Source organism: Metabacillus hrfriensis (genome assembly GCF_030127205.1).
In the GTDB taxonomy this organism is placed as follows: domain Bacteria; phylum Bacillota; class Bacilli; order Bacillales; family Bacillaceae; genus Bacillus_P; species Bacillus_P dongyingensis.
The window spans coordinates 4585788-4606208 of record NZ_CP126116.1; the positions used below are offsets into that span (position 1 = coordinate 4585788).

The following is a 20421-nucleotide window of genomic DNA, read 5'->3' on the forward strand; positions in this document are numbered from 1 at the left end:
TGGCCCACTTCCTCCCTGCCGGATAGCCTTCTTTGTGCTGCTAACTCCTTTTTGGAGCACTTTCTTCCTGCCGGAGTGCCTTCTTTGTGCTGCTAACTTCGTTTTGGCGCACTTCCTTCCTGCCGGAGTACCTTCTTTGTGCTGCAAACCCATGTTGGCGCACTTCCTTCCTGCAGGAGTACCTTCTTTGTGCTGCAAACTCCTTTTTGGCACACTTTCTTCCTGCCGAAGAGCCTTCTTTGTGCTTCAAACTCCGTGTTGCCGCACTTCCTTCCTGCCGGAGTGCCCTCTTTGTGCTGCTAACTCCTTTTTGGCGCACTTCCTTAAGGTCGAAGGACTCTATTTTTGCTGCATTCACCATATTATTGGAGCCGAAGTCCTTTTCACCACAAAAAAACCGCCCGGAAACAAAATCCCGGGCGGTTTTCATACATACAAATTATTTTCTTAAGTTGTAGAAAGTGTGGATTCCATCGTATCTAGCTGTGTCACCAAGCTGATCTTCAATGCGAAGAAGCTGGTTGTATTTTGCAACACGGTCAGTACGTGAAGGAGCACCTGTTTTGATTTGGCCAGCGTTTGTTGCTACAGCGATGTCAGCAATTGTGCTGTCTTCTGTTTCACCAGAACGGTGAGAGATTACAGCTGTGTAGCCAGCGCGTTTAGCCATTTCGATTGCATCAAATGTTTCAGTTAATGTACCGATTTGGTTCACTTTGATAAGGATTGAGTTGCTGATTCCTTTTTCAATACCTTCAGAAAGCTTCTTAGTATTTGTTACGAATAGATCGTCACCAACTAATTGAACTTTGTCGCCAAGGCGCTCAGTTAATAGTTTGTGGCCTTCCCAGTCGTTTTCATCTAAGCCGTCTTCGATAGAGATGATTGGGTATTTAGAAACTAAATCTTCGTAGAAGTCTACCATTTCAGCAGATGTTTTTACAACACCTTCGCCTGATAGGTGGTATTTGCCGTCTTCTTTGTTGAAGATTTCAGAAGCTGCAACGTCCATAGCAAGTTTTACTTGCTCGCCTGGTTTGTAGCCAGCTTTTTCGATTGCTTCGATGATTGTTTGTAGAGCTTCTTCGTTTGATCCAAGGTTTGGAGCGAATCCGCCTTCGTCACCTACAGCTGTGTTAAGGCCTTTGCCTTGAAGAACTGATTTCAGGCTGTGGAAAATTTCAGCACCCATGCGAAGTGCTTCGTGGAAATCTTCAGCTCCAACCGGCATAACCATGAATTCTTGAATGTCAACGTTGTTATCAGCATGCTCTCCGCCGTTGATGATGTTCATCATTGGCACTGGCAATGTTTTAGCGTTGAATCCGCCAAGGTATTGGTAAAGTGGAAGACCTAAGAATTCAGCTGCTGCACGAGCTGCTGCCATAGATACACCAAGGATTGCGTTCGCACCTAATTTACCTTTGTTTTCCATACCGTCAAGCTCGATTAGAAGGTGATCGATTGCAACTTGCTCAGTTACGTCGAATCCTAATAATTCAGGAGCGATTACTTCGTTTACGTTTTTAACAGCGTTCAATACGCCTTTTCCCAGGTAACGGGATTTGTCGCCGTCACGTAATTCTACTGCTTCATATTCACCAGTAGATGCGCCAGACGGAACCAATGCACGTCCCATAGCACCTGTTTCTGTGTGTACTTCTACTTCAACTGTCGGGTTACCGCGTGAGTCTAATACTTCGCGAGCAAATACATCAACAATGTATGGCATAATTTATTTCTCTCCTTTTAAATGGTTATTTTTTAATTAATGATTTACCTGTCATTTCTTTCGGAAGGTCTACTCCAAGCAAGTCAAGCATGGTTGGCGCTAGATCACCAAGAATTCCATCTTCTCTTAAGCCTGCAACTTCCTTTGTTACGATTACAGGAACTGGATTTGTTGTATGTGCTGTCATCGGTGTACCTTCTAGGGTTGTCACTTCATCAGCATTTCCATGGTCCGCTGTAATAATAGCCGTTCCGCCTTTAGCAATAATCGCATCAACAATTTTGCCAAGACATTCATCAACTGTTTCTATTGCTTTAACAGTCGGTTCAAGCATCCCTGAATGTCCAACCATATCCGGGTTGGCGAAATTCAGGATAATCGCATTATGCTTGTCAGCTTCGATTTCGCCAAGCAACGCGTCCGTTACTTCGTAGGCACTCATCTCAGGCTTCAAATCATAGGTTGCGACTTTTGGTGAATCAATTAGAATGCGTTCTTCACCTGGGAATGCTGCTTCACGTCCGCCGCTCATGAAAAATGTTACGTGAGGGTATTTTTCCGTTTCAGCAATCCGAAGCTGGGTTAACCCGTTTTGCGATAGAACTTCACCTAGTGTGTTATCTAAGTTCGTTGCTTTAAAAGCAACATACCCATCTACTGTTTCACTAAAATGAGTCAAACATACAAAATGCAGGTTTTTCGGATGCTTTGGTCCACGGTCAAATGAACGGAAGTCTTCGTTTGTAAATGTGTTCGAAATCTGAATTGCGCGATCCGGACGGAAATTATAAAAAATAACCGCATCGTTCTCGCTGATTGTTGCAACAGGAGAGCCGTCTTCTTTCGTCATAACTGAAGGAAGAACGAACTCGTCGTGGATTCCATTTTTATATGAATCTTCCACTAAGTCAAGCGGATTCGTATAAGTTGGGCCCTCACCGTATACCATAGCGCGGTACGCTTTCTCAACACGATCCCAGCGCTTGTCGCGGTCCATGGAATAATAACGGCCTGAGAGGGTTGCAATTGCACCAACACCATACTCTTCGATCTTTTCGTTTAATTGCTTAATATAGCCTTCTGCTGTTTGCGGGCCAACATCACGGCCGTCAAGGAAGCCATGGATGTAAACATTCTTGACGCCTTCTTCCTTTGCCAGTCTCAGCAAAGCAAAAAGATGGTCAATGTGACTATGAACTCCTCCATCAGAAAGCAATCCAAAGATATGAAGGTTTGTGCCGTTTTCTTTAACGTGATTCATTGCTGAAATGAAGGTTTCATTTTTCTCAAATTGACCTTCACGAATGGCTACGTTCACACGCGTTAAGCTTTGATAGACGATACGTCCGGCACCAATGTTCAAATGCCCTACTTCTGAATTCCCCATCTGGCCTTCAGGCAAACCGACTGCTTCGCCGCTTGCCGTTAAAGTAGCATGAGGATACTGATTCCAGTAACGGTCAAAGTTTGGTTTTTTCGCATGAATAACCGCATTACCCTTTTCTTCGCTGCGAAGTGCAAACCCGTCAAGGATAATTAAGGCTACCGGTTTCTTACTCATGTTGTCCTGCCTCCAAAAGCTGTAAGAAAGATTGCGGCTCAAGACTTGCTCCGCCGACTAAAGCGCCGTCGATGTCAGACTCTGCCATGTATTCTTTAATGTTCTCAGGCTTTACGCTGCCGCCGTATTGAATGCGTACTGCTTCAGCTACTTCTTTAGAGAACTGATCTGCCACAACTGAACGGATGTGTGAACACACGTCATTTGCATCTTTTGCAGAAGAAGATTTGCCAGTGCCGATTGCCCAGATTGGCTCATATGCAATGACAACTTCTTTTAATTGCTCGTCTGATAAACCAGCAAGTGCTTTTGTTACTTGATCTCCTACAAGATCGTTTGTTTTGCCTGCTTCACGTTCTTCAAGCGTTTCGCCGCAGCATACGATCGGCACAAGACCATGCTTGAAAGCAGCAGCTGTCTTTTTGTTTACTGTTTCATCTGTTTCAGCAAACATTTCGCGGCGCTCTGAGTGACCAAGGATCACGTAGCTTACGCCTAAGTCTTTAAGTGCCACAGGGCTAGTTTCACCTGTAAATGCACCGTTTTCTTCGAAATGCATGTTTTGGGCACCGATTTTCACATCAGTTCCATTAGCAGCCTCTACAAGGCGGTCTAAAAAGAGTGCAGGTGCACAAACTACAGATTCAATTTTGTCAGCAGAAGGAACTAAGCCTTTTACTTCTTCAATGAATGCTGCTGCTTCGCCCATTACTTTGTTCATTTTCCAGTTACCAGCGATAATTGGCTTTCTCATCACGCACACCGTCCTTAACAAACAAGAATTTATTTATCGTTTAAAGCGACAACTCCTGGAAGCTCTTTACCTTCCATGAATTCAAGAGATGCTCCGCCGCCTGTTGAAATGTGATCCATTTTATCTGCCATGTTGAATTTCTCAACTGCAGCAGCAGAATCTCCTCCGCCGATGACTGTATATGTATCTTTTGCTTCTGAAAGTGCTACAGCCACAGACTTTGTACCTTCTGCAAATGCATCTAATTCAAATACGCCAAGCGGTCCGTTCCAGATCACAAGCTTTGAATTACTGATAACATCTTTATAGATTTCACGGGATTTTGGTCCAGCATCTAAGCCTTCCCAGTCACTTGGAATGCTGTCGATCGGCACAACTTTAATATTTGCATCGTTTGAAAAATCATCAGCTACAACTACGTCAACTGGCATGTAGAAGTTAACGCCGTTCTTTTCCGCCTTTTCCATGAAGGATTTAGCAAGCTCGACTTTATCTTCTTCAAGAAGAGATTTCCCAACCTCGTGGCCCATTGCTTTAATGAATGTATAAGCAAGTCCGCCGCCGATGATCAAGTTATCCACTTTATCTAAGAGGTGATCAATCACACCGATTTTGTCTTTTACTTTAGCTCCACCGATAATTGCTGTGAACGGACGCTCAGGGTTTGATAATGCTTTGCCCAATACTTCTAATTCTTTTTCCAAAAGGAAACCTGCAACTGCCGGAATGTGGTCTGCAATGCCTGCTGTAGAAGCATGTGCACGGTGTGCTGCTCCGAAAGCGTCATTTACATAGACATCAGCAAGTTCAGCAAATGCTTTTGCAAGCTCAGGATCATTCTTCTCTTCACCAGGGTAGAAACGAACGTTTTCTAATAGAAGTACGTCCCCTTCCTGCATCTTAGAGATTTCAGCTTTTACAGAGTCGCCATAAGCTTCGTCTGCTTTCGCTACATTTTTGCCAAGTAATTCTTGAAGACGCTCTGCAACTGCGTTTAAACGAAGCTCCTCAACAACTTGTCCTTTTGGACGGCCTAAATGGCTTGCTAATAGAACCTTAGCACCTTGCTCTGTTAAGTACTGAATAGTCGGGATAGCTGCGCGAATGCGTGTGTCATCTGTTACTTTGCCATCTTTCATCGGCACGTTGTAATCTACACGGCAGAAGACAACTTTCCCTTTAACCTCGATGTCTTTTACTGACTTTTTGTTCATCTTCAGGAATTCCTCCTTTAATTGGAATGGTATGGCATACAAAGCAAAAGGGAGGGGGCCTGTATTCCCCTTCCCCTTGCTTTCATTATAACCTTAGTTTTGCTTTGAATCCAAGCCTCAGGAGACTTAAGGATTAAAGACCTTTAGAAGCGATGTAATCAACAAGGTCTACTACACGGTTAGAGTAGCCAGACTCATTGTCGTACCAAGAGATTACTTTTACCATGCTTTCTTCCATAACCATTGTAGATAAAGCATCGATTGTAGAAGAAGCTGGGTCGCCATTGTAGTCGCCAGAAACTAATGGCTCTTCGCTGTAGTTAAGAATTCCTTTTAATGCGCCTTCAGAAGCTTCTTTGAATGCTGCATTTACTTCTTCAGCTGTTACGTTAGTGTCAAGTTCAGCAACTAAGTCTACTAAAGAAACGTTTGGAGTTGGAACACGCATAGCTCCGCCGTTTAATTTACCTTTAAGTTCAGGCAATACTAGAGATACTGCTTTAGCTGCTCCAGTTGAAGTAGGGATGATGTTTTCAGCTGCTGCACGAGCACGACGGTAGTCTTTATGCGGCAAGTCAAGAATTTGCTGATCGTTAGTGTATGAGTGAACAGTTGTCATCATACCGCGTTTGATGCCGAATTTGTCGTTAAGAACTTTAGCGAATGGCGCTAAGCAGTTAGTAGTACAAGATGCATTAGAGATTACATCATGGCTTGCAGCGTTATATTTGTCATGGTTAACTCCCATAACAATTGTGATGTCTTCATCTGTTGCAGGAGCAGAGATGATTACTTTTTTAGCGCCAGCTTCTAAGTGCTTCGCAGCGTCTGCACGCTTAGTGAAGAAACCAGTTGATTCAACAACTACTTCTACTCCGCGCTCGCCCCAAGATAATTTTGCAGGATCGCGCTCTGCTGATACTTGGATTGTTTTACCGTCAACAACAAGGTTGTTTCCGTCTACTTTCACGTCAGCATCTAATCTGCCATGAATTGAGTCATATTTTAAAAGGTGAGCAAGCATGTTAGCGTCTGTTAAGTCGTTAACCGCTACAACATCCACATTAGGATTTTTAAGTGCTGCACGAAATACGTTACGTCCGATACGTCCAAAACCGTTAATACCAATTTTTACTGCCATGATTGAAATTTCCTCCTTTAAATAAGTGAGAGATTTTTTTGTAGCTATATAATTAGGGATTAAGATCCCTTATTAACTCTTTCGCGGCGCCTTCATCCGTTATAAGAATGGAATCGGCTGCCTGCCTCAGGTATGCCCGGATGGCTTTTGCTTTTGATGCTCCGCCTGCCACTGCAATAACATCCTGAATCTTTTCTAAGTCGCTAAGCTGCATCCCTACTGTCTGCACCTTGTGAACGACTTCTCCTTCTTGATTGAAATAATACCCGAACGCTTCAGCTACCGCCTGACCCTGCTCTATCTTTATGTAGTCTTCTGGCAGTGTTTTCCGGCGTTCCGCCATTGTCTTAGCGTCTCCTATTCCATGAACAACCATACTTGAAGATTTAATGAGCATAAGCAGCTCTTTAATCGACGGTTCTTCAATAATAGAGAGATAGGCTTCCTTGCTTAACTGATCTGGAACGTGCAGAAGACGGTAGTTTCCCATCGCCCTCTCAGCCATTTTTGCGCAGATTGTGTTGGCCTGGTTTTCTACATTTTCTCCAAGACCGCCTCTGGCAGGTACATACAGCTGTTCGCGATTTTTACTGTCCGGTGTCATCATTTCAGCGACAGCGGCAATGGTTGTTCCTCCAGTGACAGCGACGATATTTTCTCCTGTAAGCCGCTCTTTTATGCATGCAACACAGGCTCTGCCCATTTCTTTCTTAACCCATGAGAACTGATCGCTGTCTCCGGATACGACGATGACGTTTTTTAGATTTAAACGTTCCTTTAATGTATTTTCCAAAAACGTTAGACCTAAAACATCTTTCATCGTTTCTTCGAGAATTCTTAACAGAGATGATCCTTCCTTCGTTAACATCATGCCGGAGGAAAAAATATCGATCAAATTTTGATCTTTCAAAAATTGAACTTCCCCTCTTAAAACCCGTTCACTGATCCCGAGACTAGATGAAAGACTTCGACGTCCGATTGGCTGCATTAGTCGTATATACTGAAGGATCTGATAACGTTTTTGCATAACTTGAAGCAGATCAGGCAATAATTTTTTTTGGACTTCTATAATTGACCTCATGTACAAATTCCCTTTCAAGAACATACGGGACAAAAAATGTCCCTCTATGACGTAATATGTCCCACTATCCCTAAAAAAAATCATCCCTGCTATATTTTTATTTTAACAGGGTGAAAAAGCTTATTCAACTATTGTTTCTCGCTTTTCGTCAAGTAACCGCTTTCTTATAAAATCTTTTTTAATTTTGCCGTATCCAAGCACCAAACCTCCATATTCAACGACAGGAATCATGAGCTGATACTTTTCAAGCAGGGCATCGTCACTGTAAATATCAACAACCTCGATTTCAATTTCCATGTCGTTTTTCAGCTTTTCAAGTTCCTCTAAAGCTTCAGAGCAGAGAGGACAGCTGTTTCTTGAATACATTTTTAAAAGCATTATTTTTACACATCCTAATATCGTTTTCTTGCAGAAGAAGAGGCAATGCCTAGCTGATCTCTGTATTTGGCCACCGTTCTTCTTGAGACATCTATTTGATGTTCCTCTGTGAGTTTTGAGACAATTTTCTGATCGGACAGCGGAGCAAGCTTATCTTCCTGTTCAATCATTTGTTCTATGATTGTTTTTACAGTGGAAGCAGTGATGTCCTGAGAGGATTGCTCTAATCCGTTTGAGAAAAAAAACTTCAGCTCATAAAGCCCATGAGGAGTCTGAACATACTTCTCCCTCACTGTCCTGCTGACAGTTGATTCGTGAACTTCAATAGCATCAGCGACAGTCTTTAATGTCAGCGGTTTCATAAACAACTCACCTTTTTCAAAAAAGTCAGCCTGCCTCCGGACAATCTCTTTCATCACTTTCATCATTGTCTCTTTCCGCTGATTCAGCGTTTTTATCAGCCATCTGCATTGATTGAGCTTTGAAGACAGATATTGCTTCACATCTGCATCTTCTATAGAAGAATAATCCGATTCATAGGCAGAGTTAACGGCGACTTTAGGTGAAATGTCATCATTGTACATGACTTGCCATTCCCCGTGAACCTTGGCAACTGTCAGCTCAGGAACAATATAGCTGTCATGAACGTGATGATAGGCAAGCCCAGGGCGCGGATGCAGTTTTTTTATAAAATCCTGAACACCTTGAATTTCTTTTAAATCAAGCTTCGTTCTTTTCGCAAGCTCTTTCCATGATTTTTCTGCGAATAAGTAGAAATAGTCGTTCACAATTAATTCGGCTGTTTTATTTCGTTTTGGCAGCCTTGCAAGCTGAATCGAAATGCATTCCTGCAGATTTCTCGCCCCTACTCCTGCCGGGTCAAGCTTCTGTAATACGGTTAGCTGCTGATTTAGCTCCTCAGCACTGATGCTGAATTTTTCTGAAAGCACACTAAGATCTGCCTCTATGTACCCGTTAGGATCAAGAGCCTGTATCAGGATATGAAGTGCGCGTTTTTCTGATGCAGTCAGCTTCATCCCCAGCAGCTGTGCTTCTAAATGCTGCTGCAGTGTTGTGCCAAGGCTTGAGACGTTTTCAATCATGTCCCTGTTCTTTGATGAACTTGTCATTTTCGCCCGTGATGAGGTATGATACAATACGCCTGAATCAGGCTTCTCTTTTAATTCGATGAGGGGATTTTCCAGGGTAAGGTCCTCTATATAGGAGGCAAGCTCCATAGAGGAGTATTGAAGGAGAGTAATCGCTTGCTTTAATTCTTGAGTCATATTAAGTTTTAATGATTGCTCTTGAAATAAACCGACTTTCATATTCATAGTTCGTTCCCCCTGCTTCTCATTTTACACGAAAACGGTCCATCATTGTATGGAAAGAACTTCAAAGGAGAGATATCAATGAGTGAATTATTTTCAGTGCCCTACTTTGAGCAAAATTTTAAAGAGCACATTAAACAGAATGAAGGTCAAGTTCCGAAGCTTGATGCCATGAACCGTTATTATCGCTCTGTCGTATCAGCGCTGGTTCAGGATCAGCTTACAAAAAACTCAGTGGTCTTAAAACGGATTCAGAATTTGGACGAGGCGTACACTACGATTAAATCCGATAAATAATTGAAAAATTTACCTGTTCACAAAAAGCGCGACATGCTTTAAAATAAGAATTGTTGAGTCGTCAAGCACGGCAATATACACTTCTTGTCCAGTGCGGCTTACTGGACTCTTACATATTATTTCTGTTTCCATTCAATCATGCCCCGCCTAGGTTATCTTGGCGGGGCTTTTTTTATCGGATTGGCATTAAAGGTCCCAGCGTCAATATCTGTCTAAATCGTCTAAAAACACTTTTCTTACAGAAATAACCTTCGCCATGTCAGCGGTCCTACAATACCATCAACTTTAAGATTTTGCCTGCGCTGAAAATCCCTTACTGCACGCTCAGTGATTGGTCCATAAATATTGTCTGCCTTTACTCCAAGCTTTCGCTGTATTTCTCCGATATTTGCGCTCTTCATATATGGAGACTTCAATCTGTAAAGAGTACCCGGATACGGTTTTCCACGTCTTGGTTTTGCCCGATTCAGCTTGCTGAAGGTCTCCGGCCCTACGATTCCATCAGCCGTTATTCTCTGATCTCTTTGAAACTCTTTAACCGCAGCTGCTGTCTCCGCACCAAACGTGCCGTCTGCACCGAATCTCGGGAGCGCATATCCCAGTGAGATCAGTTTTTTCTGTAAAAAAGTTACCTCCGGGCCCCGGTTTCCCCTTCGTATAATGGTGACATCTACCACAGTGCCTGTTTCCTGCTTTGGCGGTTCAACTTTAATAGGCGTTCCGCTGCTCCCCCATGCATCATAATAAACACGCACATCACTCATGAATTTTTCCCAAGTCACACCATGTGCACTGAACCAGCTGTCCGGATCCGATCTTCGGCGTGGATCAAGTGTGCTGTGTGCGACTATTTTAGTTGAAGGGTTTAAATTGAACCTGCGGCAAAGGTACGCGTGGTACCATACATACCGGTCATAAGCTTTAATGAATTCTCCAGTGCGGCAGAGCTCAACAGCAATAGCTGCTTCATTTGCATCATAACCGAAGAGCTGATTATCTTCAGGGTTCCGGTAAAGATTATGCCAAGCTTTTTCATTTAATGGGATGATCTCAAGAATTTTATCATCATCTATAAACGCATGAGCAGAAGCACTCGGCTGAGAGTTGTTAAAATAATTAAAGTGATCGTCTGCATCAGCTGAGTTATTTGCCGTTTCGTGAGAGACTATAAATAGAGGTCCAGTCAGCTTTTCCCCTGAACGTGCATTTCCAAGACGGATATAGCGCTGTTCAATTTGATATTTTTGAGAAACACTCAATCTTTATCACTCCTTTTTATAGTAAATGATAGAGAGACGCCTTTTGGAAAGGCGCCTCTCTTGGCTCATTAGTCTATTTTTAAGGAATCTATGAAAGAATCTAGCAATTCAAATAGCAGATGCGTGTGTTCAGCTCCGTTCTGAAAAAGGAGTCTTTGCCCGAGCTTGTACTCCGTATAGGCGTCCTGCTATTCTTTGAGGCCGCATAGTAGTTTTATTAGCGTAAATCCAACAAAAAAAGAAAGAGCTGGTTTAATTAAAAAACCAGCTCTTTCTATAAGTGACGCGCTCGAAGGGATTCGAACCCCCGACAGACGTGGTACCGGAAACCACCGCTCTATCCAACTGAGCTACGAGCGCATATAAAAGTTAATTAGTCAGTAGCGTTATTATACGATAAAAACAACCTATGTATCAAGCGGTATTTTTATACTGCAGGCGGAAATGACTAAACTCCTGAAGATAACGGAGGTTTTCAGGATATAAATCTCTGATAATCGAGGAATTATTAGTGATAAAGAACAAAGGAGTACATGGATGATGAAAGATTACACCATATTCAAATGGTTCCTCTTTCGCCTGAGATTTAGATCAGGGTAACTTTCATTTCTAAGGCAACAATGTGGATCTATACTGCATTTAGTACGTTTCTTGATACATCCGAAGAGATTTCAGCGAAAAGTGCTGCACGACTGATCATAAGTCGGCAGGGTACCGGACTGGTGAAATAGTGAATGCCTTTTGTCAGCACCGAAAGAAAATATAAAGGATATTTTAAAGAGCCTGCCGAATACATACGTTACAGCCTCCTAATGAAAGACCACTATAGAAGTTCATTATACGCAGAAAAAATGAGGCTTGAAACAGCTTTACTCAACTGTTTGAAAGAAAGAATAATTGGGTAACATGTTTACAGTCAGCAACTGCTACATATGTATAAGGTGCAAGAAAAAGCTTCAAAGAACAGCGTTTCGTTTGACCTTTATTGACCATAGTTGTATGATGAGAGTACATAAAATTTACCTTTATTTAAAAGGAGGAAAATACGATGAATTTAATACCTACAGTTATTGAACAAACGAACCGCGGTGAACGTGCATACGATATTTACTCACGTCTTTTAAAAGACCGCATTATTATGCTTGGAAGCGGAATTGACGATAACGTGGCAAACTCAATTGTATCACAGCTTTTGTTCTTAGAAGCTGAAGATCCAGAGAAAGACATCTCAATCTACATTAACAGCCCTGGCGGTTCTATTACAGCCGGTATGGCGATTTACGATACAATGCAGTTTATTAAACCACAAGTATCAACAATCTGCATCGGTATGGCCGCTTCAATGGGAGCATTCCTCCTTGCAGCCGGCGCAAAAGGCAAACGCTATGCCCTTCCAAACAGTGAAGTTATGATTCATCAGCCTCTTGGCGGAGCTCAAGGACAGGCAACTGAAATTGAGATCGCTGCAAAACGCATCTTGTTCTTGCGTGATAAGCTGAATCAAATTCTTGCTGACCGCACTGGCCAGCCAATGGAAGTGATCGCTCGCGATACAGACCGAGACAACTTCATGACGGCAGAACGCGCACTTGAGTACGGCTTGATTGATAAAGTGATGACTCGCAATACAATGCCTGATAATAAATAAGAAGATACAGCAGAACGGCCTAAGGCCGTTCTGTTTTTTTGTTTTGAGGCATGGGCGTATGATCCCCCTAAACAGGCATGATCCTGGTTTTGGATACTCAATGAGTGCGTATGATTCCCTTTTACAGGCTAAATCTCGGATTTGGGTACTCAATGAGTGCGTATGATTCCTCTTTACAGGCTCAATTCTGGATTTGGATACTCATAGAGAGTGTATGATCCACTTTTACAGGCTAAATCTCGGATTTGGGTACTCATAGAGTGCGTATGATTCCTCTTTACAGGCTCAATTCTGGATTTGGATACTCATAGAGAGTGTATGATCCCCTTTTACAGGCTAAATCTCGGATTTGGGTACTCAATGAGTGCGTATGATTCCTCTTTACAGGCTCAATTCTGGATTTGGATACTCATAGAGTGCGTATGATTCCCCTTTACAGGCACAATCCTGGTTTTGGATACTCATAGAGAGTGTATGATCCCCTTTTACAGGCTAAATCTCGGATTTGGGTACTCAATGAGTGCGTATGATTCCCCTTTACAGGCTCAATCCTGGTTTTGGATACTCATAGAGTGCGTATGATTCCTCTTTACGGGCTCAATTCTGGATTTGGATACTCATAGAGAGCGTATAATCCCCTTTTACAGGCTAAATCTCGGATTTGGGTACTCAATGAGAGCGTATGATTCCCCTTTACAGGCTCAATCCTGGTTTTGGATACTCATAGAGAGTGTATGATCCCCTTTTACAGGCTAAATCTCGGATTTGGGTACTCAATGAGTGCGTATGATTCCCCTTTACAGGCTCAATCCTGGTTTTGGATACTCAATGAGTGCGTATGATTCCCCTATACAGGCACAATCCTGGATTTGGATACTCATAGAGAGTGTATGATCCCCTTTTACAGGCTAAATCTCGGATTTGGGTACTCAATGAGTGCGTATGATTCCTCTTTACAGGCTCAATTCTGGATTTGGATACTCATAGAGTGCGTATGATTCCCCTTTACAGGCACAATCCTGGTTTTGGATACTCAATGAGTGCGTATGATTCCTCTTTACAGGCTCAATTCTGGTTTTGGATACTCATAGAGTGTGTATGATCCCCTTTTACAGGCTAAATCTCGGATTTGGGTACTCAATGAGTGCGTATGATTCCTCTTTACAGGCTCAATCCTGGATTTGGATACTCAATGAGAGCGTATGAAACCGCGGCTTATTCTTATCCGATGTTTGCCGGTAAGCTGATTTACTTTCTAAATCGTAATTTTTACTTTCCCAAATATCCTTTTTACTAGCGAAAACCCGTAAAATAATTTCCAAGGTCAACGAAATACTTTCTTTTTTTCAAATACCTCCTAATCAAAAAAAACGGCCAAAGGCCGTTTTTAAGCTTCTTGTTTCACATATTGAGATAAAACTTCTAATGCTTCTGACTCGTCATGGCCTTCTGCGATAAGAGTAACCACTGAGCCAGTGCTGATGGCGAGACTCATTAACCCCATGATGCTCTTCGCGTTCACCTTTTTCCCGTCTTTTTCTAAAAAGATGTCTGATGAATAACGATTAGCCTCTTGTACAAAAAGTGCTGCGGGACGGGCTTGTAAGCCTGTCTTTAAACGAACTTCGACCTGTTTCTCAACCATATAAATCCCCTCTTCTTTCCCCTTTTTATTTGATCGTTACCGGCTGGCCATTTCTAAGTTGTTCTGCAATCTCGTCAAGTTTTCTCAGACGGTGATTAATGCCTGACTTGCTGATTTTGCCGCTTGATACCATTTCACCCAGTTCTTTAAGCGTAACATCCTGATACTCTACCCGAAGGCGTGCGATTTCACTTAATTTGTCGGGCAGTGCTTCAAGACCCATTTTTTCATCGATGAATTTAATATTCTCGACTTGGCGTATGGCTGCACCAATTGTTTTATTTAAGTTAGCGGTTTCACAATTGACGAGACGGTTAACGGAATTTCTCATATCACGGACAATCCGCACATCTTCAAAGCGCAGGAGTGCCTGGTGTCCGCCGATAATACTGAGAAAATCTGAGATTTTCTCAGCTTCCTTCAAATAGGTAATGTATCCTTTTTTCCGTTCAAGTGTTTTGCTGTTCAAATGGAAGGAATTCATTAATTCACATAGAGAGTCATTGTGCTCTTTATATAATGAAAAAATTTCTAAGTGATAGGATGAAGTCTCCGGATTATTGACAGAACCTCCTGCTAAAAAGGCACCTCTTATATAGGATCGCTTACAGCATTTCTTTCTGACAAGCTCCTCGGAAATACTTCTCTCAAACGTAAAGTTCTCTCCTAGGATGCCCAGATCCTCTAATATTTCACGAGCTTTTTCTATCAGCCGAACGATGTAGACGTTATTCTTTTTCAAACGCATTTTCTTCCGCACAAGCAGCTCGACAGAAACGTCATACTGCTTTTTTAAGAGAGTATATATTCTTCTAGCTATTGCTGCATTTTCGGTTTGAATGTCCAAAATTAATTTTCGATTCGAAAAAGAAAGAGAGCCGTTCATTCGGATGAGTGCAGATAACTCTGCTTTTAAACAACAGGCTTTAGATTCTATGTTGGTTAATTCTTTTTTTGTTTCAGAAGCAAAGGACATCTTTCTGCACCCTCCAATCCTATAAATGCATTCGTTTGCACTCTTTATTTTTTATGTGATCATATCATATAGCAGCTTGGCAACTTTAACCGTATCATGGCGGATGACGTTATTTTCGTAGGAAACAATCTTGTCATGAACGATCTCAAGTCCCAAATCACGCAATGCTTCAATATCATAATAGACGGGTTTAGCCAGTTCCTCTGCATATAATGCTTTCATCATATCAGGAATTTCTTCATCATTCACTAATATTGTATCGATGAACGTGCATTTCATGTGTTCATTCAATGCTTTTACATGATCGCTTGCAGTAAAATCAAGGGTTTCCCCTGCCTGAGTCATCACATTGCAAATATAAACCTTTTTTGCTTTTGCCTTGCATACCTCATCACCAATTTTAGGAACGAGAAGGTTAGGCAGAATACTCGTGTACAAGCTTCCCGGACCAAGGAGAATTAAATCAGCCTGCCGAATCACTTCGATCGTTTCTTCAAGAGGTTCAATGGATTCAGGTGATAAAAAGACGCGTTTAATCTTCTTGCCGGAGTAAGGTATTTTTGATTCTCCTGAAACGATCGTTCCATCTTCCATTTCAGCATGAAGGACGACGCTTCGATTTGCAGCAGGCAGAACTTTTCCGCGCACATTAAGGACTTTGCTCATTTCCCGCACGGCATGGAAAAAGTCGCCTGTAATATTCGTCATTGCTGCCAAGATAAGATTTCCAAGAGAATGTCCTGTGAGACTATTTCCTTTATTAAACCTGTGCTGAAATAAATCTTCTACTAACGGCTCTACATCTGAAAGCGCAGCTAACACATTGCGTATGTCACCTGGAGGCGGAATTTTGAGTTCCTCACGGAGCCGGCCTGAGCTCCCGCCATCATCTGCAACTGTAACAATTGCTGTAATATCAACTGGGTATACTTTTAACCCCCGCAATAGTACAGACAATCCGGTACCTCCGCCGATTATGACAACCTTTGGCCTATTTGCAGTATCAGTCATTTAATGACGGCTTCTGCGCTCAATATCACGATGTGATACGTGCGTCAGATAATCATTTTTGTAGTGCTTCGCAATGTATTCCGCCAATGTAACCGACCTGTGCTGGCCGCCTGTGCATCCTATTGCAATGACAAGCTGGCTTTTTCCTTCTCTTTTATAGTAAGGCAGCATGAAGGTAAGCAAATCAAGTACCTTTTCTAAAAACTTCTGAGTCTCTGTCCATTTTAGAACATATGAGGAAACTTCCTCTTCAAGTCCTGTTTTTGGTCTCATATGATCAATATAATGCGGATTCGGCAAGAATCTGACATCGAACACCAAATCAGCATCGATCGGCACTCCGTATTTAAAACCGAACGAGAGCACATTTACAGAGAAGGTATGCTCAGCATCTTCCGCAAACTGCTTCAGTATTTTTTCTCTGAGTTCGCGGGGCTTCAATTCAGATGTGTCAAAAATCATCTGTGAACGGCCTTTCAGTTCCTCAAGCAATTCTCTTTCGTTTTTAATTCCTTCTAAAGGCAAGCCTGTGGTGGCTAATGGATGAGACCTGCGTGTTTCCTTGTATCGAGTAACAAGGGTAGCATCCTTAGCATCCAGAAAAAGAATTTGAGGATTAATCCAAGTCTTTTCCGCCATATCATCCAGTGCCTGAAACAGGCTTTCAAAAAATTCGCGTCCCCGCAAATCCATTACCAGTGCAACTTTGTTCATTTTAGAGCCGGATTCCTTCATCAGCTCAAGAAACTTCGGAAGCAGGTTAGGCGGCAGGTTATCTACACAAAAATAACCAAGATCTTCAAAGCTTTGAATGGCAACCGTTTTGCCTGCTCCTGACATACCTGTAATAATCACCATCTTAATATCCTGAACACTGCCTGTACTCATGCAGATTTCCTCCTTTCTCTTTCCCCGTGCTTTTATATGAATGAATGGATCGTTTACTGCGGATCTAACCGATATGCCAGCAGTTCAAAATCAGGTGTGTATGTAAAGGTGCCATATATCAGCCCTGCACCTTTCATCATAAACTCAAGAATATGATGGTCTCCCGGAGCCATCGGAAGGTCACTGACCTCTTCTAAAGAATGCCACTTAAGCTTTCCTTCCTCAGACTCTGCCACATTCTCACCTGTGAATTCCGTAGCAAAAAACGTAAACATCATCCACTCTGAAACAATTTCATTTCCATCTTTAATAATAAAGGTGAAGATTCCTTTAATTTTTGGGTTTTTTAAATATATGCCTGTTTCTTCACGATATTCTCGAATGACAGTGTCTTTAATCGATTCACCCTGCTCCATTTTTCCGCCAGGCGCCACCCACCATCCTCTTCTCGGTTTTTGCAGGAGAAGAATTTTATTGTCCTGTACTAAAACGCAATTCGTTACTCTTTGCAAAAGTCTTTCACCTCTGGGTTCGTTCGGGTAGTCTAAACATATTTACTCACTCTTTATTATACTATTTCAAAGACAACCTCACAATGAACGGAGGCTTTGTACAGACTTATTTTTTAAAGGAATGGCTTATGAGGTTTATATACGTGTGAGCCCGGATAAAAGTTTCAAAGGATAATAAACAAAAAAAAGGAGTACGGGAAAGGGCGCCCGTACTCAAAAGTTTATTTATAAAAGGGGGTCAATTACTACTTATATAGTACCGCATTATTATTTCAGTGGTGTTACAGGATAGTTAAAACCGAGTTACGTTTTTGTTAACTGTTTAAAGCTTTACCGAAAGTTAGTTGGCAGCTTTCATTTTTTCCATTAATTCTTCTACAAAATGCTGAGCACTTTGTGCTGCAATCGAGCCATCGCCTGTAGCTGTTACGATTTGACGCAATGACTTTTCACGGATATCGCCTGCAGCAAAGATGCCAGGGACCTTCGTTTCCATGCGCTCATTCGTTTCGATATATCCGTTTTCGTTTGTAATGCCGATAGAAGCAAACGGTTTTGACAGAGGAAGCATTCCGATATAAATAAATACTCCGTCCGCACTCATTTCAGTCTCTTCGCCTGTTTGAGTGTTTACAAGGGTTGCACTGCCGACCTTGCCGTCTTTTTCATTGATTTCTTTAATCGTATGATTCCAGATGAAATCTACTTTTTCATTATCAAATGCGCGCTGCTGAAGAATTTTTTGGGCACGAAGCTCATCACGTCTGTGAACAATTGTCACTTTTGATGCGAAACGGGTTAAATACACGCCTTCTTCTACTGCAGAGTCGCCTCCGCCAATAACGATCAGCTCTTTCTTTTTAAAGAATGCGCCGTCACAGACTGCACAGTAAGAAACTCCGCGGCCGCCAAGTTCCTTTTCGCCCGGAACGCCGATTTTTTTATACTCGGCACCAGCCGAAATAATGATAGAACGCGCTTTATATTGTTTGCTTCCGGCAACAACGGTTTTGTACTCTTCACCGTCGATAATTTCTTTTATATCTCCGTATGCATATTCAGCACCGAATTTTTTCGCATGGTCAAACATTTTTGTTGATAAGTCAGGTCCAAGAATATGGTCAAAACCAGGATAGTTTTCAACGTCCTCTGTATTTGCCATTTGTCCTCCAGGAACACCGCGCTCAATCATTAAAGTTGAGAGGTTTGCTCTGGATGTATAAACAGCTGCTGTCATTCCGGCAGGACCTGCACCAGCGATAATGACATCATAAATTTTCTCTTCAGACACACTACATCACTCCTTGCCTTCGCAGCAATTGATCATTTTCGGGATCTTGTGTTTCCCCTACTCTTATCCTATAAAAGATAAGAGGTTCATGCCATTTTTTTGCTCACGTCCATAAATTCTTGATGAAAGCTGAATACTTTGAAAGAGTTTTACCTGAAATGGAGTACTGTTTAGCAAGCTCTGTCTGCGTCACTTTATATCCATTTTCTTTTTTCCATACGTATTCGAGTGCTCCAGCCCATGCAAGGTGGTTTTTAAGCGGCATCTCTTCTCTTTTTGCTTTTAAAGCTGTTTTAAAGAAAAACAAATAAAGTCCTTCATTCAGGTTTTTATTGTTTTCAAACAGGACTTGCGCTGCCTGGTAGGTGAACTTTGATTTCTCAGAGACACTTTTTTTAATCTCTCCATTAACATGCGCAATTGCAAGATCCATAAACTCTCTTTCGAAGACTGATTGTGGAACTTTTGCTGTTTGAAATATTTGGATCTGATCAAGCTGCTTTGTTTCAGCCGCTAAAAAGATCGCAAGCAGACGCTCTTCAATCGGCATCGTCAATGGACGTTCCGCCGGCTTCTTCTCCTTCGACCACGGCTGAGAACCCGCTTTTTCAGGATTGATTTCAATCACACGATCCCAGCTGGTTCTCGCAAGCTCTTCTTTTCCGGTAAAATAAGCAGAATATGAAAGCCAGTAATAGAAGGTATCATCACCGTCAAAACCTTGTCTATAGATGGCTCTGAGCCATTTAAAGGCAAGTTCATATTGCCCGACCAATGCAAAAGTTGCACCAAGCTTATAGCGGTGTTCAAAAAGAATAGGATAGATGTGTCCAAGTCTTTGCGACAATTCTTCTACTTTATCATCCTGCCGTTCGTAGTAGTAGAACACAAGCAAATTGCAAAGAGCATGGAGATTGCCCGGATTTTTGTCGAGCACCATATCTAAATAATCTTTCGCCTGCTGAACGTCGCCCATGTAAAAGTAGGCTAACGACAAGTTGTTGTAAGCAGACCAGAATTCAGGAAAATCCGTGACAATTTCTTTTAACAAGGCAATGGCCTCTTCTAATTTTCCATTTTCCAGAAGTGATTTTGCTGCATCCTGCTTAACAATCAGCTCATCAGAATCTAAAAAGGGATCCTCTTCATCTGCCCCTTCAATCGTGAGCAAATCAAGGAGATCTTCTGTTTCTTCGATGAACTCGCCATTCGGCTCTTTTGTTTGATATTCAATTGCGCATTTGTAGGCTTCATGAAAGAGACCTAAATGTGCGTAATTATTCGCCATAAAGTAATGGCATTCCGTTAAATCTTTATCAATATCCTTGAGAATATATGTTAAAAGCTCATTAGATTGCTGGTATTTTCCAAGCTCGGTATAGATGGCTGCAAGCTGGCTAAGCATGACAATCTGATTCGGCTCAAGCTGAATCGCACGCTGAATCCACTTGCTCGCTCTTAAAAGATCGCGTTCCCGATAGGCTTTCATGCCCTTACGGTAAAAGTACTGTCCGTCTTGGAAGAAAGGGACAATCTGTGCTTTTTGTTGAGTGTTACTCGATTGTTTTCCCACTGAAATCCTCCATTTCTTTACTTCTGCCGTAGGTTAGTATACCACACTGGGGAAGTTCAACAATAGGAATGGTAAAAATTATTAAACCCTTTTACAAAACAAGAATATTGCCTTATGAACTTGGTCTTA

General features: G+C 42.1%; 18 protein-coding genes, 1 tRNA gene and 1 pseudogene. 2 read left to right on the forward strand and 18 right to left on the reverse strand.

Annotated elements, in window-relative coordinates:
- Positions 1 to 439 precede the first annotated feature (439 nt).
- The 8 genes from eno to rpoN all read right to left on the reverse strand — a co-directional run bounded on the left by eno (position 440) and on the right by rpoN (position 9195).
- Positions 440 to 1732: a phosphopyruvate hydratase gene (eno, locus tag QLQ22_RS22760; RefSeq protein ID WP_223438259.1), complete on the reverse strand. Its 1293-nt coding sequence runs from the start codon at positions 1730 to 1732 to the stop codon at positions 440 to 442.
- A gap of 25 nt (positions 1733 to 1757) precedes the next feature.
- Positions 1758 to 3293 carry a 2,3-bisphosphoglycerate-independent phosphoglycerate mutase gene (gene gpmI / locus QLQ22_RS22765; RefSeq protein ID WP_284015627.1) on the reverse strand — a complete coding sequence of 512 codons (1536 nt, stop codon included), beginning with the start codon at positions 3291 to 3293 and terminating at the stop codon, positions 1758 to 1760.
- Positions 3286 to 4047, reverse strand: coding sequence for a triose-phosphate isomerase (gene tpiA, locus QLQ22_RS22770; protein ID WP_223438263.1), 762 nt, complete (start codon positions 4045 to 4047; stop codon positions 3286 to 3288). Before tpiA ends, gpmI begins: the two co-directional genes overlap by 8 nt.
- Before the next feature lie 29 nt (positions 4048 to 4076).
- Positions 4077 to 5261 (reverse strand): phosphoglycerate kinase, encoded by a 1185-nt coding sequence (locus QLQ22_RS22775; RefSeq protein WP_284015628.1) that lies wholly within the window; start codon positions 5259 to 5261, stop codon positions 4077 to 4079.
- Between the two features lie 133 nt (positions 5262 to 5394).
- A complete protein-coding gene (gene gap, locus QLQ22_RS22780) occupies positions 5395 to 6402 on the reverse strand; it encodes a type I glyceraldehyde-3-phosphate dehydrogenase (RefSeq protein ID WP_284015629.1) in 1008 nt (335 codons plus the stop codon).
- 52 nt (positions 6403 to 6454) lie between these two features.
- A complete protein-coding gene (locus QLQ22_RS22785; RefSeq protein WP_223438275.1) occupies positions 6455 to 7483 on the reverse strand; it encodes a sugar-binding transcriptional regulator in 1029 nt (342 codons plus the stop codon).
- Positions 7484 to 7603: 120 nt separating this feature from the next.
- On the reverse strand, positions 7604 to 7861 hold the full coding sequence (locus QLQ22_RS22790; RefSeq protein ID WP_223438277.1) for a glutaredoxin family protein: 258 nt from the start codon (positions 7859 to 7861) through the stop codon (positions 7604 to 7606).
- A gap of 14 nt (positions 7862 to 7875) precedes the next feature.
- Positions 7876 to 9195: an RNA polymerase factor sigma-54 gene (rpoN, locus tag QLQ22_RS22795; RefSeq protein ID WP_252207510.1), complete on the reverse strand. Its 1320-nt coding sequence runs from the start codon at positions 9193 to 9195 to the stop codon at positions 7876 to 7878.
- Positions 9196 to 9273: 78 nt separating this feature from the next.
- Here rpoN and yvfG point away from each other — a divergent pair, with 78 nt between their 5' ends.
- Positions 9274 to 9489, forward strand: a complete 216-nt coding sequence (gene yvfG, locus QLQ22_RS22800) for a protein YvfG (RefSeq protein ID WP_223438281.1) — start codon at positions 9274 to 9276, stop codon at positions 9487 to 9489.
- A 236-nt stretch (positions 9490 to 9725) separates the two neighbouring features.
- Here the strand turns inward: yvfG and QLQ22_RS22805 are convergent, their stop codons facing one another.
- The 3 genes and pseudogenes from QLQ22_RS22805 to QLQ22_RS22815 form a co-directional block, all read right to left on the reverse strand.
- Complete coding sequence (locus QLQ22_RS22805; RefSeq protein ID WP_223443713.1) at positions 9726 to 10253, reverse strand: peptidoglycan-binding domain-containing protein; 528 nt, start codon at positions 10251 to 10253, stop codon at positions 9726 to 9728.
- Positions 10233 to 10748 (reverse strand): annotated as a pseudogene (locus QLQ22_RS22810) (peptidoglycan recognition protein family protein); the annotation flags it as partial. The pseudogene QLQ22_RS22810 and the gene QLQ22_RS22805, both read right to left, overlap by 21 nt.
- Before the next feature lie 284 nt (positions 10749 to 11032).
- A tRNA-Arg gene (locus QLQ22_RS22815) sits at positions 11033 to 11108 on the reverse strand.
- Between the two features lie 688 nt (positions 11109 to 11796).
- On the opposite strand from QLQ22_RS22815, the gene clpP reads away from it, so the two are divergent.
- Positions 11797 to 12396 carry an ATP-dependent Clp endopeptidase proteolytic subunit ClpP gene (clpP, locus tag QLQ22_RS22820; RefSeq protein ID WP_223438283.1) on the forward strand — a complete coding sequence of 200 codons (600 nt, stop codon included), beginning with the start codon at positions 11797 to 11799 and terminating at the stop codon, positions 12394 to 12396.
- 1387 nt (positions 12397 to 13783) lie between these two features.
- Here the strand turns inward: clpP and QLQ22_RS22825 are convergent.
- From QLQ22_RS22825 to QLQ22_RS22855, 7 genes are all read right to left on the reverse strand, one after another.
- Positions 13784 to 14041 (reverse strand): HPr family phosphocarrier protein, encoded by a 258-nt coding sequence (locus QLQ22_RS22825; protein ID WP_133312653.1) that lies wholly within the window; start codon positions 14039 to 14041, stop codon positions 13784 to 13786.
- A gap of 25 nt (positions 14042 to 14066) precedes the next feature.
- Positions 14067 to 15017, reverse strand: a complete 951-nt coding sequence (gene whiA / locus QLQ22_RS22830; protein WP_223438285.1) for a DNA-binding protein WhiA — start codon at positions 15015 to 15017, stop codon at positions 14067 to 14069.
- A gap of 51 nt (positions 15018 to 15068) precedes the next feature.
- Entirely contained in the window at positions 15069 to 16028 is a 960-nt protein-coding gene (locus QLQ22_RS22835) for a gluconeogenesis factor YvcK family protein (RefSeq protein WP_223438287.1), read from the reverse strand.
- Entirely contained in the window at positions 16029 to 16916 is an 888-nt protein-coding gene (gene rapZ / locus QLQ22_RS22840) for an RNase adapter RapZ (protein WP_223438289.1), read from the reverse strand.
- A gap of 53 nt (positions 16917 to 16969) precedes the next feature.
- Positions 16970 to 17428, reverse strand: a complete 459-nt coding sequence (locus QLQ22_RS22845; protein WP_223438291.1) for an 8-oxo-dGTP diphosphatase — start codon at positions 17426 to 17428, stop codon at positions 16970 to 16972.
- 340 nt (positions 17429 to 17768) lie between these two features.
- Complete coding sequence (gene trxB, locus QLQ22_RS22850) at positions 17769 to 18719, reverse strand: thioredoxin-disulfide reductase (protein WP_223438293.1); 951 nt, start codon at positions 18717 to 18719, stop codon at positions 17769 to 17771.
- 103 nt (positions 18720 to 18822) lie between these two features.
- On the reverse strand, positions 18823 to 20292 hold the full coding sequence (locus tag QLQ22_RS22855) for a tetratricopeptide repeat protein (RefSeq protein ID WP_223438295.1): 1470 nt from the start codon (positions 20290 to 20292) through the stop codon (positions 18823 to 18825).
- Between the last annotated feature and the right edge of the window lie 129 nt (positions 20293 to 20421).